Genomic DNA, 14,677 nt, shown 5'->3' with positions numbered 1-14,677 from the left:
GCGCCCCCGCTCATCCGCCGCGATCAAGGAGTGGCACATGAAGATCAAATCCCGGAGTGACCTCGACTTCATGGAGCGGATACAGCGGGAGGTGTCGGCCCAGGACCGCGCAGCCCGCTGCGACGAGGCTTATTACGCGCCGAAGCTGGCCGAGGCCTGGCGCCGCGCGGAGCAGACAGCCGCCTACGCGTCGCTCGGTGCGTTCTCGGTGCAGGCGTTCCACGATCTGCCCGTGACGTCGAAGGACGACCTCAAGGCCCGCCCGCTCGACTATCTGCGCGTGCCGGTCGGCGCGGGTCTGAAGTACTACCAGACCACGGGGACGACCGGAGTTCCCACGCCCACCCCCCGCACGGCACGGGACGTGACCGCCAACACCGTGTCCGTCGCCGAGGCCTGGCGCACCATGCTGGCGGGCGGCGGGCACCGCGCGCTGATCCTGCTGCCCTCGGACATCGTGCCGGTGGCCGACCTGATGGTCGGTGTCTGCGAGTTCCTGGATGTTCCTCATGCGAAGGCCTATCCGTACACGACCGGTATCTCCGACTGGGACCGCATCGTCGGCCTGTGGGAGGTGTTCCGGCCGACGGTGCTGTTCGTGGCGCCCGGCGTGCTCCTGGAGTTCTCCCAGGTCCTCAAGAGGCGCGGCCTGCTGGACGAGCTGCGCCGCTGCGTCGAACTCCTCATGCTGCTCGGGGAGGTGAGCACGCCGGAGCTGCGGTCCATGGTCGGGCAGTGGTGGGACGCGCGTGCCTACGACGCCAGTTACGGCAGTACGGAGAGCGGCACGCTGGCCGCGTGCTGTGCCCAGGACCGGCTGCACCTGCTGCGCCGGGCCAACTACTTCGAGATCGCGGACGGGGACGGCCTCACATCGGCCGGGGCGGGACGCGAGGGCCGGCTCGTCGTCACGCCGCTCAACAACGACGCCCGCCCCCTGCTCCGCCTCGACATGGGCGACGAGGTGTCCGTGAGCGACGGCTGCGCCTGCGGCGCGGACGCACCGGTGATCACGGTCCACGGCCGGGGAAGCGACGGGACCGAGATCAAGGGCCGCCGGGTGCGCACCCGTGACCTCGAAGGCGTCGTCTACGCGAACCACGACGTCATGGGCTACTTGATCGAGGCCGACGAGAACGGCACCTGGGCCAGGCTGCTGCTGGAGCGGGACCCGAGCCGGGCCCGGGAGACCGAGCCCTCGCGCGGCGACCTCATCCAGCGGAACACGGACGACCACCTCGGCTTCCGCTGGGACGAGGTCCGGTTCGTCAACCGGCTGCCCGTGACGACGAAGAGCGGCGGCTCCCAGAAGAGCTGGAAGCGCTCCAACTTCCGCATCGTCGGCGAGGTGGTGCCGGCATGACGTACGACACGCTGCTGAGCTCGTCCGGTGTCGTCTCCGGCGAGTCCGACCTGTGGTGCACCTACGCGGCCGTGCGGACCCTCGCCTGGCTCGGTCGCATCGGCGACCTGCCCGCCCCGGAGGCGGTGGCGGGCTTCCTCGCCTCCCGGCAGAACTCCGACGGCGGTTTCGCGTGGTCGGCCGGCATGAGTTCGGACGCCTGGGCCACCTACTACTGCACCCAGGCCATGGCCGATCTGCCGGACGGCAGCCGCGCCGCGGCGGGACGGCCGAGTTCCGCGTGGGTGCGCAGCACTGCCCACGCGGACGGCGGGTTCGCCATGACGCCCGGCCAGGCCTCGGACGTGTGGGCCACCTACTACGCCGTACGCACGCTGGTGGAGATCCACGGCGAGCGTCCGCCCGAGGCGCTGTCCGACTGGCTGGCGGCTCTGCAGGCCGAGGACGGCGGGCTGGCGTGGAGTCCGGCCCACGCGAAGAACGGCACGTCCGACGTGCGGGCGTGCTACTACGCCCTCACCGCGTGGAGTACCGCCACCGGCGGGCGCGGTCCGCTGCCGTGGGACCGTGCGAGGCTCACCGGCTGGCTCAAGGGCCGACAGAGCGCGCAGGGCGGGTTCACCTTCCAGGAGGGCGACGGGACGGACTGCCTCTGGGCGACGTTCCGGGCCGTGAACGCTCTGGGCCGCCTGGGCGAGACCCCGCGTGACCCCGGGGCCTGCGTCGCCTGGATCCGGGCCCGCAGAGGGCCGGACGGGGCGTTCACCCGTTGGCCCGGCTATCCCGTGCCCGACGTGTGGGCCGCGTTCTGCGCGGTGGGTGCGCTCAGGCAGCTCGGCGCCGGGCTCGACGACCTCGCCGACGGTGTGGTCGCGACGCTGCTGTCCTTCCGGACCGGGCAGGGCGGGTTCACCTACCGCTCCCCCGAGTCGGCCTCGGATGTGCTCACCACCTCCGCCCGTCTTCTGGCCGGCCGCTTCCCGGGCACCGCGGCGCGCGAGGCCGTGCGCTGGCTGGAGAGCTGCATGCTCCCGAACGAGAACGGCATCATGTACATGCCTGGGCGAGGCAGCGAGGTGCGGTGCACCCTGTGGGCCCTGTCGGCGGGGGCGTTCGCGGACGACACCGCCGCCCGTAACCGGATCGCCGACTGGCTCACCGGCGCCATCCAGAACCCCGACGGCGGATTCGGGTACTGGGAGGGCCGGGCGTCGGACATGGTGTCGACGTGTGCGGCCGCGGAGCTCCTCCGCCGCACCGGAGGAGACCGCGTCCCAGGCCGCCTGCGCGCTGTCGCCGCGTATGTGGCCACCTGTGAGACGGCGCCCGGCCGGTACGCGAACGTGCCCGGTGGCCGCCCCACCCTGCGGGCCACCCTGCAGGGCCTGCGAACGCTGCACCGGACCGTCGGTGCGGACGGCGCACACGTCAGCGACGCCCTCGCCCGGCACCGGGTCCGCGGCGGCGGTTTCGCCAACGAGGGCAACCGGGTTCCCGACCTGCTCAGCACCTACGAAGCCGTGCTGACAGCGGATGCGTTCGGCCTCGAAGAGGACACCGCCCGTCTGACGAGGTTCCTGGACAGCGTGCGCACCGCGGACACCGGGTTCGCCTGGACCCCTCTGATGGCCACGAGCGGCGGTCCGCTCGCCGACTGCCTGGGCCGGCGGCTGGAACTGCGGCTGTCGCCCGAGCGGCACGCCCTGCCCGCACTGGCCCTGTCGTGAAAGGCACGATGTCTTGCCGACCGTCGATGTGACCAGCACCCCGCTGACCCCCTCGGCCCGGCTGAGGGCCGCCCTGCGCCTGACCCGGTGGCTGGCCGCCCACGGCTCGAACGCCGCGCACGTGGTGGTCTCCTTCCGCGCCGCGGAGCCCATGGCGTACTTCTGCGGCGGAATGCCGCTGACGACGTACGACGACGCCGGCGACGCGGACCAGCAGACCCGCTGGGCGTCCGTCGTGTGCCACATCCATCCCGACCGCGACCCCACGTACCGCGCCGAACTGGCCCGGGAGATCAGGGAGGCACTCGCTCTCTCCCCGGACAGCGGCCACCTGATGGTCAGATTCGAACCCACCCCGCCCGACCGGGTGTTCTACCTGGAGTCGGGGGCGATGACGAGCGGCGACCCGATGCCGGCCGGCCGCGACGAAGAGAAAGGTTCCCGCCATGCCCACCGCTGACCCGACCCTCACCGAGGTCAACGCCCGTCTCCTCACCGTGCTGGAGAAGCGCTTCGGCGACGCCGCCCACGCGCTGGCTCCGGACGCGGACCTGTCCGAGCGGCTGCCGGGGTTCGACAGCCTGGCCGCCCTGGAGTACGTCAACGCCGTCGAGGGCGAGTTCGGCATCGAGGTCGACTTCGTCGGCGACGACGTCCGCTACTGGTTCAGCACGCTTGAGCGGACGGCCGCATACGTCCACGAGCGCATCGAGGACCAGGCGGCATGACACCGACCGGGACACGCACGCACGGACCGCGGACCGCGGCTCGGGACGAGATCCGCTTCGACACGTCCGGCAGTACGGGCGTGGCACGTCGCTGGTTCCGCCTCCCCGAGCAGATGGAGCTGGAAGTGCAGATGATCGGGGACCATCTCGTCGGCCCGGTCGACCGTGTGATCAGTTACGCCCCGCCCCAGCACCTGTTCGGCGCCCTGTTCGGCCAGTGGCTGCCGCGCACGGCAGGGGTCCGCGTCCACCAGGCGTGGGCGGACCCGTTCGCGCCCCTGCCGGTCTCCCCCGGCGAGCGGGTGCTGGTCGTCTGCATCCCGATGGCCTGGGACCTGCTGCGGCGCGGCCGGCGGGCGCTGGAACGCGCGAGCGCGGTCGTCGCCCTGCACAGCTCGGCGGCCCCGCCGCCGTCCGCCCGCGCACTCGCCCGACGGGCCGCCGGCCTGCTGCGGGCACACGAGATCCTGGGATCGACCGAGACCGGGGGCCTGGCCCACCGGCCGCTGCTCCCCGACGAGACCGGCACGGGCCTGTGGGAGGCCTTCCCCGATGTCTCCTTCGTACGTGCCGACGGGGCGCCGTCGCGGCGGGCGGAGGAACTGGTGGTGCGCGGCCCGCGTCTGGCGCGCCCGGAGACCGGGACGCGACCGCCCGGTCAGTGGGCCACGGGAGACCTGGTGGAGTTCACCGGCCCCCGCACCTTCCGGTACGTCGGACGCGGCGGCTCGCTGGTCAAGGTGAACGGGATCAAGGTTCATCTCGCCAGGGTCGACGAGATGCTCAACGCCCGCCTGCCGCAGACGGAATGCGCGGTGCTGCCGTTGCCCCAGGACGCGCTCACCGGGGAGGGATACGTGGTCTTCTGGTCCGGGCGGCGCGGCGGAACGGGCGTGGCGGACATCAGGGCGGCTCTGCGGGATGTTCCGAGCCCGTCGAGGATCGTGAAACTGGCGGACATACCGAGGACTTCCACCGGAAAGCCCGACCGCAGGGCTCTTCTGGCCGCTCTGTGACGGCCGGCCCCTCTCCCCGTACCCCTGCCCGCATTTTCATCAGAGGACATTCGATTGTCGTCCAGGTTGATCGTGGTGACCGGCGCGAGCGCCGGCATCGGCAAGGCCACGGCGAAGCGTTTCGCCGAGAACGAGGACAAGGTGCTGCTGATCGCGAGGGGCCGGGACCGGCTCGCTCAGGCGGTCGCGGAGATCGAGTCGAGCGTGCCCGGCGCGGACCTCGAACCGCTGGCACTCGACATGTCCGATGCCGCGTCCGCGCACCTCCTTCAGCAGCACGTCCGGACGACCGGGCTGCCGGTCAGCGGGCTGGTGTGCTGCGCGGGTTCGGTCCCCGCGCCCGGAGGCGAGGAGCTGAGGACGGTCGTGACCGAATGGCAGGACGCCTACCGGTCCAACGTCATCAGCGCCGTCATCACCGTGGAAGGCCTGATCCCCCTCATGGCCGACGGCGGCGGCATCGTGCTCCACAGCTCCGTCGCCGCCTACCGCGGATCCGGTGGGACGGGCGGGTACGGCGCCGCGAAGGCGGCCCTCCACTCGTACGTCCACGTCCTCGCGACACGCCTGGGGAAGCGGGGCATCAGCGCCAACGCCATCGCGCCGGGATACATCGGAGGAACCGATCTGTTCGGCGACGGCCTTCCCGCCGCGCGGCAGAACATGCTGGTCCGCCAGACCGCCCTGGGCCGCGCGGGCGATCCGGCGGACGTCGCGGAGCTGAGTTTCTACCTCTGCTCACCACCGGGCGGCTACGTCACCTCCCAGATCCTCCAGATCAACGGGGGCTCCCATCACGGGGTTTGACCTGCCCCCCGTCACTCTCCCCGCCCGCTTCTCCCCTTCACCCTTCGTTCTTCGACCGAGAAAGTGCGGTGACACGCCATGAACGCTCGCGAACAGGCCGACGCGCACATACGAGCCATGATGCGCTGGCACTTCGACCCGGACACGGGGTCCCGGTTCTGGCTGGAGCGCCGGAGCCGGCTGGGTCTGGATCCCGTCGAGGACGTACGGTGCGTCGACGACCTGCTGAAGTTCCCCAACCTGGTGGACGAATTCCGTGACGTCCCCGTCGAGGATCTGATCCCGCGCGGCCTCGACGCCACCGAGAAGGTGTGCGCCGTGTACGAGAGCGGGGGCACCTCGGGGGCGCCCAAACGCTTCGTGATGTTCGAGAACTGGTTCGACGCATACATGGCGTGGGAGAACTCCCACTACCCCGACGACGGCACGGGGCACACCCTGGCCGTGGCACCCAGCGGCCCCCACATGCTGGGCGAGTACTCGAGGAGGCTCGCGCAGGCCAGGGGCGGTATCCGCTTCTCCATCGACCTCGATCCGCGCTGGGTCAAGCGTCTCGTCGCCGCCGGGGACAACGCGGGCGCCGACGCGTATGCCGAGCACCTCGTCGACCAGGCCGAACCGGTTCTGCGGTCACAGGACATCGCCTTCCTGATCACTACACCGCCGCTGCTGGCCCGGATGGCGCAGCGGCCGTCGGTCCGTACGCTGATCCAGGAGAAGGTGCGGCTGGTGACCTGGACCGGTGCGCACATGGACCCCGACACACTGGACTTCCTGTCCACGGAGTACTTCCCCAAGACACGGTTCCGGGGGTCGTACGGCAGCACGTCCGTTCTCAGCGGCACCGTCCAGCGCCCCGGCGCGGAGGACGCGGAAGGCCTGGTCTTCGACTCGTACGCCCCCTTCGTCTTCTATCGCGTGGTCGACCCCTCGTCGCACCGGCCGGTCGGGTTCGGAACCGAAGGCGCCGTGGTCATGAACCACGTCACCAAGTACGGCCTGGTACCCAACAGTCTCGAACGCGACCTGGCCACACGGGTCCCCAGCCCGACGGGGGTCGGGGACTCCCTGCGCGACATCCGTCCGGTCGCCGAGATGGACGGCCAGAAGATGATCGAAGGCGTCTACTGAGCATGTCCACGGTCCTCCCCCTCGAACTCGACGGTGCCGGGCTCTCGCCCCGCGCGGTCGCCGCGGCGGCACGCCGCGGCGGCGCCCGGGCCGCGCTCAGCGCCGCAGCCGTCAAGCGCATGCGCGCCTCGGCGGACCTCATGGACGCGCTGCTGGCTCAGGAAGTCCCCGTCTACGCCGTCACCACGGGCTTCGGAGACAGCTGCGTGCGGCAGATCTCGCCGGACAAGGCGCACCTGCTCCAGCGCAACCTGGTGCTCTATCACCTCAACGGCGTGGGCCCTGCGGCTGTCCCGGAGGTCGCCCGGGCGACCATGCTCATCAGGGCCAACGCGCTGGCCAAGGGGGTGTCGGGAGTCCGGCCTGAGCTGGTGTCGAGCCTGCTTGACTGCCTGGACCGGGACATTCTGCCGTTGATCCCCGAGCGCGGCTCGGTGGGCGCCAGCGGTGATCTCGTACCGCTGTGCTATCTGGCCGCGGCCCTGATCGGCGAAGGCCGGGTGCTGCACCGCGGCAGCGTGCGCCCGGCGTCGGCCGCCCTGCGCGACGAGGGCATCGCACCGGTGCGGCTCGCCCCCAAGGAGGGCATCGCGCTCATCAACGGAACCTCCTTTGCCGCCGCGTACGCCGTGCTCGCCGCCTGGGACGCGAGGGAGCTGGCGTTCGTCGCCGAACTCGCCACCGCCATGACACTGGAGGCACTGCGCGGCAACGCCTCGGCGCTCCATCCCTTCGTCCACGCCGGCAAGCCGCACCCCGGCCAGGTGCGGTCCGCCGAGGTCATCCGGATCCTGCTCGCGGGCTCCCGGCTGGCCACCTCCTTCGAGGACATCCTGGTACGCCGTGAGAAGCTCGCCGGGCGCGGCTACCTCCAGCTGAACGAGCGGATCCAGGACAAGTACTCCGTGCGCTGCGCCCCGCAGATCATCGGCATCGTCCGGGACACACTGGACTGGACGGAGAACTGGCTCGGCACCGAGATCAACTCCGCGACGGACAATCCCCTGTTCGACGTCGAGGAATCCGGACTGCATCTCGGCGGGAACTTCTACGCCGGGCACGTCGGACAGGCGATGGACAGCCTGAAGACGGCGGTGGCCGGGCTGGCCAACCTGCTCGACCGTCAGCTCGCCCTCGTCGTGGACGAGAAGTTCAACGGCGGACTGCCGCCCAACCTGGTCCTCGCCCGTCCCGCGGACGATCCCGAGGCGGGGTTGCACCACGGCTTCAAGGGCATGCAGATAGCGGCCTCCGCCGTCACCGCGGAGGCCCTCAAACAGACGGGCCCGGTATCGGTGTTCTCCCGCTCCACCGAGGCACACAACCAGGACATCGTCAGCATGGGCACCATCTCGGCCCGTGACGCCCGCACCGTGAACGGCCTGGTGCGCGAAGTGGCGGCCATCCATCTGCTCGCCCTCGCCCAGGCCGTCGAGCTGCGCGGCGTGGAAGGGGCGTCGCCGGCGGTCCGGGCGGTGCACGAACTCATCAGGGAACACAGTGCCTTCGTCACCCGCGACCGCCGGCTGGACCAGGACATCGAGGCGGTGATCGGCCTGATCGAGTCCGGAGCCCTGCGGCGCGCCGCGGGGTTCACCGACGAGGACTTCGCCGACTTCGCCTGACCACAGCGAGCACCGCGACGGCAGCGGTGCGCGACCGAGGAGTTTCGACCGCATGTTCAAGAGGAATCCCGCCCTGTCCATCGGTGCCGGCACCGGGCTGCTGGCCCTGGGCGTCTGCGCCGTTCTCGCCGGCCCCGCGCAGGCCACGTCCCAGCAGGTCATCGACCTCGCCGTGGGCAACGACGGAGTCGTGCAGACGCACGTCGGCGGGCCCGGCCTGAGCGTCGGGGACGAGTTCGTCTACGCCGACAAGCTCTTCCGGCACGGCAAGCAGGTCGGCCAGGACGGCAGTTCGTGCCAGGTGACCAAGCTGGTCGGCGAGAAGATCACCACCAACTGCGTGCTGTCGGTGCAACTGCCGGGCGGGCAGATCACCGCGCAGTCCCTGTGGGTCAAAGGCACCGACACCGTCCGCATGGCCGTCACCGGGGGCACGGGCGTCTACCGCGGCGCCACCGGTGAGCTGACGTGCAACGACATCCAGACCCCGCACGAGACCTACCGCATCACGCTGGACAGGTGAGCGGGCCCCGCCCCGGCGCGAGGCGGGGACGGAGGCGGGCTACTCCTCGCCCCGCTCCGAGACTTCGGCCGGGTCGGCGATCCCGTCGTCGCGGGGGCTGGCCATGTCGAGCAGCAGCATCGCGTCGTGGTCCGGGGTGCCGGGCGTCGCCTGGTAGGTGACCAGGCGCTGGCCGTCGGTGCCGAAGATCGCCATCACCTCGAAGTCGAGGCGCATCGGGCCGACCTCCGGGTGCTGGAAGTGCTTGCTGCCGCCACCGTGCGCCCGCACGTCGTACCGCTCCCACAGCCGGGCGAACTCGGGGTTCTTCACCACGAGTTCCCCGACGAGCTGGACCAGTTCCGGCTCGTCGGGATCGGCGCCCGCGATCGCCCGCAGGTGGGCCGCGCTGTGCGCGGCCATCTTCTCCCAGTCCCGGTACAGGGTGCGGGCCATGGGGTGCAGGAACATATAGCGGGTGAGGTTGCGGCGCTCCCGCGGCCAGTCGGTGATGCCGGGGAAGAGCCGCAGGCCGGGCCGGTTGGCGGCCAGCAGGCCGTTCGCCCGGCTGACCACGTACGCCGGGCAGGGGCGCAGGGTCTGCAGCAGGTTCCGGACCGGCTCCCGCACCGTGTGCGCGGGGCCCGGGGAGGGCGCCGGGGTGTGCCCCGCGGCGAGCGCAACCAGTTCCTGCAGCCGGCGCAGCGCGTCGGCGGGGAGCTGGAGCGCCTCGCCGAGCGCGGTGACCACGGCGGCCGACGGCCTGGTCTCGGTACCGCGCTCCAGCCGTGTGTAGTAGTCGACACTGACACCGGCCAGCGTGGCCAGTTCCTCGCGGCGCAGCCCCGGTGTGCGGCGCAGGCCCCTGCCCACGGGCAGACCCACGTCCTCGGGACGGATCTGCGCCCGGCGGGCGCGGAGGAAACGGCCCAGTTCCGTACCTTGGCTCATCCGCTCATTGTCGCAAGGGGCGGCACCGGGTGGGAGGCCGTATCAGGGCCAGGAACAGCGGTGCCCCGAACGGTCCGGTCTCCCACCTGCCGCCCGCGCCGGGCACGCTGGCTGCATCGCCTGATCCCTGCCACCACCCACCATCCGCCCACCTTTTCGACATCCGATGCCGCGACCGGCCGGGGGCGGCGCAGTGAGGAGCAACGCACGATGAGCATGAAGCAAACCGGGCCGACCGTGGGCACCGAGGAGGCCCTGGGCGTCCACGCCGAGCCGGAGGGGGCCCCCTCTCCCACCGCGGCCCTGGTCGCCGCCGTCCTCGGCTTCTTCGTGATCACCCTCGACGTCTCGGGCGTCAATGTCGCGCTGCCCGCCGTCGGCCACGACCTCGGCGGTTCGCTGTCCGGGCTGCAGTGGGTCGCCGACAGCTACACCCTGATGTTCGCGGCGCTGATGCTCTCCGCCGGCACCTTCTCCGACGCGGTGGGCGCCCGGCGTGCGTACGGCTGGGGGCTCGCCGTCTTCACCCTCGCCTCGTTGGCCTGCGGTGCGGCGCCGGCCCTCGGGGCGCTGACGGCGGCCCGCGTGGTGCAGGGGACCGCGGCGGCCGTGATGGTGCCCGCCTCGCTGGCGCTCATCCGGCAGGCGTTCTCCGACCCGGACGAGCGGGCGCGCGGCATCGCCCTGTGGACGGTCGGCGGCGCCGTGGCCATCGCCGCGGGGCCCGTCCTGGGCGGGCTGCTCACCACCGAGTGGAGCTGGCGCGCCGTGTTCTTCCTGAACGTGCCCGCCGGGCTCGCCAGTCTTCTGACACTGATGCGCGCCGCGCGCTCCCCGCGCCACACCGCCGAGTTCGACCTGCCCGGGCAGCTGACGGCGGTACTGGCCCTGGCCGCGCTGACCTTCGCCGTGATCGAGGGCGGACACCACGGGTTCACCGGTGCCGTGACGGCCTCGGCCGGGCTCGCGGTGGTGGCCGGGGCCGGTTTCGTGACCCTCCAGGCGCGGCGGCGTACGCCCATGCTGCCGCTGGAGCTGTTCCGCCGGCGCGGCGTCAGCGTGCCGGTCGTCGCGGGCTTCGCCTGCAACGCCGCCTTCTACGGCGGGGTGTTCGTGCTGAGCCTGTTCTTCCAGGAGCAGCGGGGGCAGTCGGCGTTCTCGGCCGGGCTGATGTTCGTGCCCATGGCGGTGATCACCGCGAACTTCAACTACCTTTCGCCGAAGCTGGTTTCGCGTCACGGACCGCGGGCCGTGGTGGTCGCCGGTCTGCTGACCGGCGCGCTGGGCAGCGGCGGGCTGGCCGCCGTCGACGCCGGCACACCCCCATGGGTGACCGCCGTGCTGATGGTCCCGCTGGGCATCGGCGGTGCCCTGGCCATGCCCGCGTTGACCACCCTCATGCTCGACAGCGTGCCCGCCGAGCGGGCCGGCACGGCGGCGGCGCTGCTCAACACCAGCCGTCAGATGGGCGGAGCGCTGAGCATCGCCGTTTTCGGCGCGCTCCTCGCGTCGGGCTTCGCGCCGGGCATGCGGGAGAGTCTGCTGCTCGCGGTGGGACTTCTGGTGGCCAATGCCCTGGGCGCGGCGGCACTCCTGCCACGACGCTGAGACCGCCACGGGTGTGCCGCGCCTGAGCCGAGGCCCGGCACACCCGTGATGTGCTCGACGTGCAGCAACCTGCACCACAGCTTGCTGCACTCGCCGCCCGTGGCGGGGCCGCCCGGCCGATCGTGAGACTGATTGCGTAACCCACGCCGTGTGCGGTTTCTTCCGGTCCGCCCGATCACCGATCACCGATCCGGAATGCATTGATTCCTCGCGGAGTTGGCCCGAAGCCGGATTTGGTATCCCCTACGCGCCACCGATTCGTGCCGGCCCCGCGTTCAGCAGCGATGGAGGCAGATGTCATGTCAGCGCAGCGAGTTCCCGTACTCGTCGTCGGTGGCGCCTACACAGGACTCACCACGGCCCTGAGCCTCGCCGCACGCGGTGTGCGCCCTCTTCTGGTGGAGCGACGGCCGGCTGTCTCCACGCTGCCGAAGGCGTGGGGGCTCAACACGCGTTCTCAGGAACTGCTCCACACCCTGCCCGGGGTGGCGCGGCGGCTGCGCGCCGCTCTCGGTGACGCCCGGTGGCCCCGGATGAGTCACGGTACGTGCCTCGCCGATCCCCGGCGACGCCACCTCGACCCGCCGACGGAGCCGGACCCGCGGGAGCTGTCGTCGGTGCCGCCGCTGGCCTGGATATCCCAGGCGCAGGTCGAGGAGATCCTGCGCACCAGCGCCGAGGAGGCCGGCGCGGAGCTGCGGTCCGGCACCGAGATGATCTCCCTCGTGCAGGACGACGAGAAGGTCACCGCGACCCTGCGTGAGGTGTCGACGGGCCGTGCGTACGTCGTCGAGGCGGACTACGTGGTGGCCGCCGACGGGAACACGAGCCCGACGCGGGACATGCTCGGCATCGCCGTCGAAGGCAGCGGAGTCATCGGCCACATGTACATCCTCACCTTCGAGGCCGATCTGACGCGCTATGTGAAGAAGGGCGCCGTGGAGGTCATCGGGATGCCCGGCCGCGGCTGCAGCTTCATCCTGGACGGCTCCGAGCGGCACACCCTGTGGGTCGACTACTTCCCCGAGCGCGGCGAGAGCCCGCAGGACTTCACCGAGGCCCGCTGCCTCGAACGGATCCGCAGCGCGATCGGCGACCCGGAGATCGACGTCAGGTTCGTCAACGCACGCTTCTTCCCCGTCAACGACAAGCTGGCGGAGCGGTTCCGCGAAGGCCGGGTCTTTCTGGCCGGCGACGCCGCGCACGCCTGCCCGCCCAACGGGGGGCAGGGCGGCAACCTCGCCATCCAGGACGCCTACGATCTCTCCTGGCGGCTCGCGCTGGTGCTCACCGGACAGGCCGGTCCCGGCCTGCTGGAGATGTACGAGACCGAACGGCGCCCTGTCATCGACGTCACGCTCAAGCGGGAGGTCGAGCTGGCGAAGGTCTCCGAGGGCCGGGTGCCCGCCAGCTACAACCCGGCCGATCCGAACGCGCCCGTTCCCATGCCCAAGGAGTTCCTGGGCTTCCGGTACCACTCCCCCGCGATCCTCACCGAGGCGGGCGACGACGGCTGCCGGCAGGAGGATCCGTGGCATCCCACCGGGCGTCCCGGCAGTCGTGCCCCGCACGTCGCCCTCACCGACGGCGTGCGGGAGTTCTCCACACACGACCTCTTCGGCCGCGGTCCGGTGCTGCTGGCCGGCGAGGCGGCACCCGAGTGGGTCGCCGCCGCCGAGAGCGTCGCCCGCGGGCTCGGGGTCACCCTGACCGCGCATCGGATCGGTGACCGCTTCGCCGACAGCGACAACCTCTGGTGCCGGCGCTACGGCGTCGAACCGACCGGAGCCGCACTGATCCGGCCCGACGCGGTGGTGGCCTGGCGCAGCAGGAGCGCCGTCCGCGATCCGGAGCGCGACCTCGCGGCCGCCCTCACCACGGTCCTCGCCCGCTGAGCGGAGCGTTGCCGCATGCCCGCATCACCTGCGGCTGCGGCAACGCTCTTCGTTCTCACCCGTCGGCCGGACAGGGCGCCCACGAGGGCTGACGCGTGCCTCCCGAGCCGGAAGAGGGATTGCCGGCCGGCCCGCCCGAACCGCTGCGGTCCGCACCGGCCCTGGGGAGGCCGTCGACGAGCATGTGGTCGCGGGCCATCCATCCGGCCTGGAAGCGGCTTTGTGCTCCCAGATCGCCGAACATCTCGGCGATGTACTTCCGGCAGGTCCGCACGCCGATGCCCAGCCGCCTGGCCACCACCTCGTCCTTGTAGCCGGCGGCGAGCAGCTGGACGATCGCGGTCTTGGTCTCCTGGGTCAGGCTCTCCGGGATCCTGTTGTTGCCGCCTGTGGGCTGGAAGGCCGCGCTGGTCGCCCACGCGCTGACCACCAGGTGAACGATGAAGTCCACCAGGGCGGCGTGCTTGACCACGTGTGCCCTGCCGGTGTGCTCACCATCGAGCAGGAAGGCCACGGACCGGTCGAAGACGACCAGCGACGGCAAGGTCGCGGCGCCGGTCCGGACCTCGCCCCCCGACTGCTCGATCCGCTCGACGCGGTCGCGCACATCCGCGTCGTAACGGGAGAGATGGGGTAGCAACACCCGTACGTCGACCGACGAGTCCGGCGGCCGGGAGTCCCGGCAGAGCACGTCCGGGGCGAGCGCCGGGGCTCCCCGCCCCAGGGGGTGCACGGCGAACACTTCCTCGGCACAGCGTGCCGCGTGGTCCTGCAGCAGGTCGCGGATGTCGGACGCGCCCTCGACCGTGACGACCGGACTGAGCCCCCCGCTGCCCGTGCTGTCGACGCACAGGCCCGAGAGCGCGTCGAGCTGCTCGCGGAACCCGTCCAGCTGCTCCTGCCACGCGTCGATGACGCCCGAAAGGGGCTTGGCGTACTGGAGTCTGATGGTGTCCGGGTGCACCGCGGTCCAGTCACTGCGGCCCTCCGCGCCGGAGCGCGCCAGCCTCACCCTGCCCAGCCTGGACAGTACGCGCTCGGTCTGTCCGGGCCCCCACCCCAGGCTTCTCGACAGCCGCTCGATGGTGGCTCCGCCGGTGGCGACAAGAAACCGATAGGCCGTCAACTCCTCGTCGCCCATCAGCGGCACGATCTGACTGAGGTCCACAGCCTTCCCTCCATGAACACTCCGGCAACCATGATTCAAGAATAAACACGAAGCCATGGATGAACGCAAGTACAAGTTTTAGCCCTGAAGCCCACCCCGCAAAACCCAGCAAAGCATCCCTTAACTACCCCTTGATGCCAGGTCTTTGTGAAGAAA

At 71.3% G+C, this 14,677-nt stretch carries 13 protein-coding genes; 11 read left to right on the top strand and 2 right to left on the bottom strand.

The annotated features are described in order from the left end of the window. Positions 1 to 37: 37 nt before the first annotated feature. The 9 genes from ABZ624_RS05490 to ABZ624_RS05450 all read left to right on the top strand — a co-directional run bounded on the left by ABZ624_RS05490 (position 38) and on the right by ABZ624_RS05450 (position 8,920). Positions 38 to 1,363, top strand: coding sequence for a phenylacetate--CoA ligase family protein (locus tag ABZ624_RS05490; protein ID WP_360082846.1), 1,326 nt, complete (start codon positions 38 to 40; stop codon positions 1,361 to 1,363). Continuing rightward, positions 1,360 to 3,090 carry a prenyltransferase/squalene oxidase repeat-containing protein gene (locus tag ABZ624_RS05485; RefSeq protein WP_360082844.1) on the top strand — a complete coding sequence of 577 codons (1,731 nt, stop codon included), beginning with the start codon at positions 1,360 to 1,362 and terminating at the stop codon, positions 3,088 to 3,090. The genes ABZ624_RS05490 and ABZ624_RS05485 overlap by 4 nt, the downstream gene beginning before the upstream one ends. Before the next feature lie 13 nt (positions 3,091 to 3,103). Beyond that, on the top strand, positions 3,104 to 3,550 hold the full coding sequence (locus ABZ624_RS05480; protein ID WP_360082842.1) for a hypothetical protein: 447 nt from the start codon (positions 3,104 to 3,106) through the stop codon (positions 3,548 to 3,550). Beyond that, positions 3,537 to 3,818 (top strand): acyl carrier protein, encoded by a 282-nt coding sequence (locus ABZ624_RS05475; RefSeq protein ID WP_360082840.1) that lies wholly within the window; start codon positions 3,537 to 3,539, stop codon positions 3,816 to 3,818. Before ABZ624_RS05480 ends, ABZ624_RS05475 begins: the two co-directional genes overlap by 14 nt. Then, a complete protein-coding gene (locus ABZ624_RS05470) occupies positions 3,815 to 4,834 on the top strand; it encodes a class I adenylate-forming enzyme family protein (RefSeq protein WP_360082838.1) in 1,020 nt (339 codons plus the stop codon). Before ABZ624_RS05475 ends, ABZ624_RS05470 begins: the two co-directional genes overlap by 4 nt. A 54-nt stretch (positions 4,835 to 4,888) precedes the next feature. Then, positions 4,889 to 5,641, top strand: a complete 753-nt coding sequence (locus ABZ624_RS05465; RefSeq protein ID WP_360082836.1) for an SDR family oxidoreductase — start codon at positions 4,889 to 4,891, stop codon at positions 5,639 to 5,641. 78 nt (positions 5,642 to 5,719) lie between these two features. Continuing rightward, complete coding sequence (locus tag ABZ624_RS05460; RefSeq protein ID WP_360082834.1) at positions 5,720 to 6,772, top strand: phenazine antibiotic biosynthesis protein; 1,053 nt, start codon at positions 5,720 to 5,722, stop codon at positions 6,770 to 6,772. Between the two features lie 2 nt (positions 6,773 to 6,774). Then, a complete protein-coding gene (locus tag ABZ624_RS05455; RefSeq protein WP_360082832.1) occupies positions 6,775 to 8,397 on the top strand; it encodes an aromatic amino acid ammonia-lyase in 1,623 nt (540 codons plus the stop codon). Positions 8,398 to 8,449: 52 nt separating this feature from the next. Then, positions 8,450 to 8,920 carry a hypothetical protein gene (locus tag ABZ624_RS05450; protein WP_360082830.1) on the top strand — a complete coding sequence of 157 codons (471 nt, stop codon included), beginning with the start codon at positions 8,450 to 8,452 and terminating at the stop codon, positions 8,918 to 8,920. A 39-nt stretch (positions 8,921 to 8,959) separates the two neighbouring features. Here the strand turns inward: ABZ624_RS05450 and ABZ624_RS05445 are convergent, their stop codons facing one another. Further along, on the bottom strand, positions 8,960 to 9,850 hold the full coding sequence (locus tag ABZ624_RS05445; protein WP_360082828.1) for a helix-turn-helix transcriptional regulator: 891 nt from the start codon (positions 9,848 to 9,850) through the stop codon (positions 8,960 to 8,962). Positions 9,851 to 10,060: 210 nt separating this feature from the next. Here ABZ624_RS05445 and ABZ624_RS05440 point away from each other — a divergent pair, with 210 nt between their 5' ends. Both ABZ624_RS05440 and ABZ624_RS05435 read left to right on the top strand, forming a co-directional pair. Continuing rightward, complete coding sequence (locus tag ABZ624_RS05440; RefSeq protein WP_360082826.1) at positions 10,061 to 11,458, top strand: MFS transporter; 1,398 nt, start codon at positions 10,061 to 10,063, stop codon at positions 11,456 to 11,458. Between the two features lie 299 nt (positions 11,459 to 11,757). Then, entirely contained in the window at positions 11,758 to 13,353 is a 1,596-nt protein-coding gene (locus ABZ624_RS05435; protein ID WP_360082824.1) for an FAD-dependent monooxygenase, read from the top strand. A 55-nt stretch (positions 13,354 to 13,408) separates the two neighbouring features. On the opposite strand, the gene ABZ624_RS05430 is transcribed toward ABZ624_RS05435, so the two are convergent. Beyond that, positions 13,409 to 14,521, bottom strand: a complete 1,113-nt coding sequence (locus ABZ624_RS05430; protein ID WP_360082822.1) for a helix-turn-helix transcriptional regulator — start codon at positions 14,519 to 14,521, stop codon at positions 13,409 to 13,411. Between the last annotated feature and the right edge of the window lie 156 nt (positions 14,522 to 14,677).

It is taken from the genome of Streptomyces sp. NPDC007205, from assembly GCF_040634095.1.
In the GTDB taxonomy this organism is placed as follows: domain Bacteria; phylum Actinomycetota; class Actinomycetes; order Streptomycetales; family Streptomycetaceae; genus Streptomyces.
This window is presented reverse-complemented; position numbering and strand designations above follow the sequence as displayed.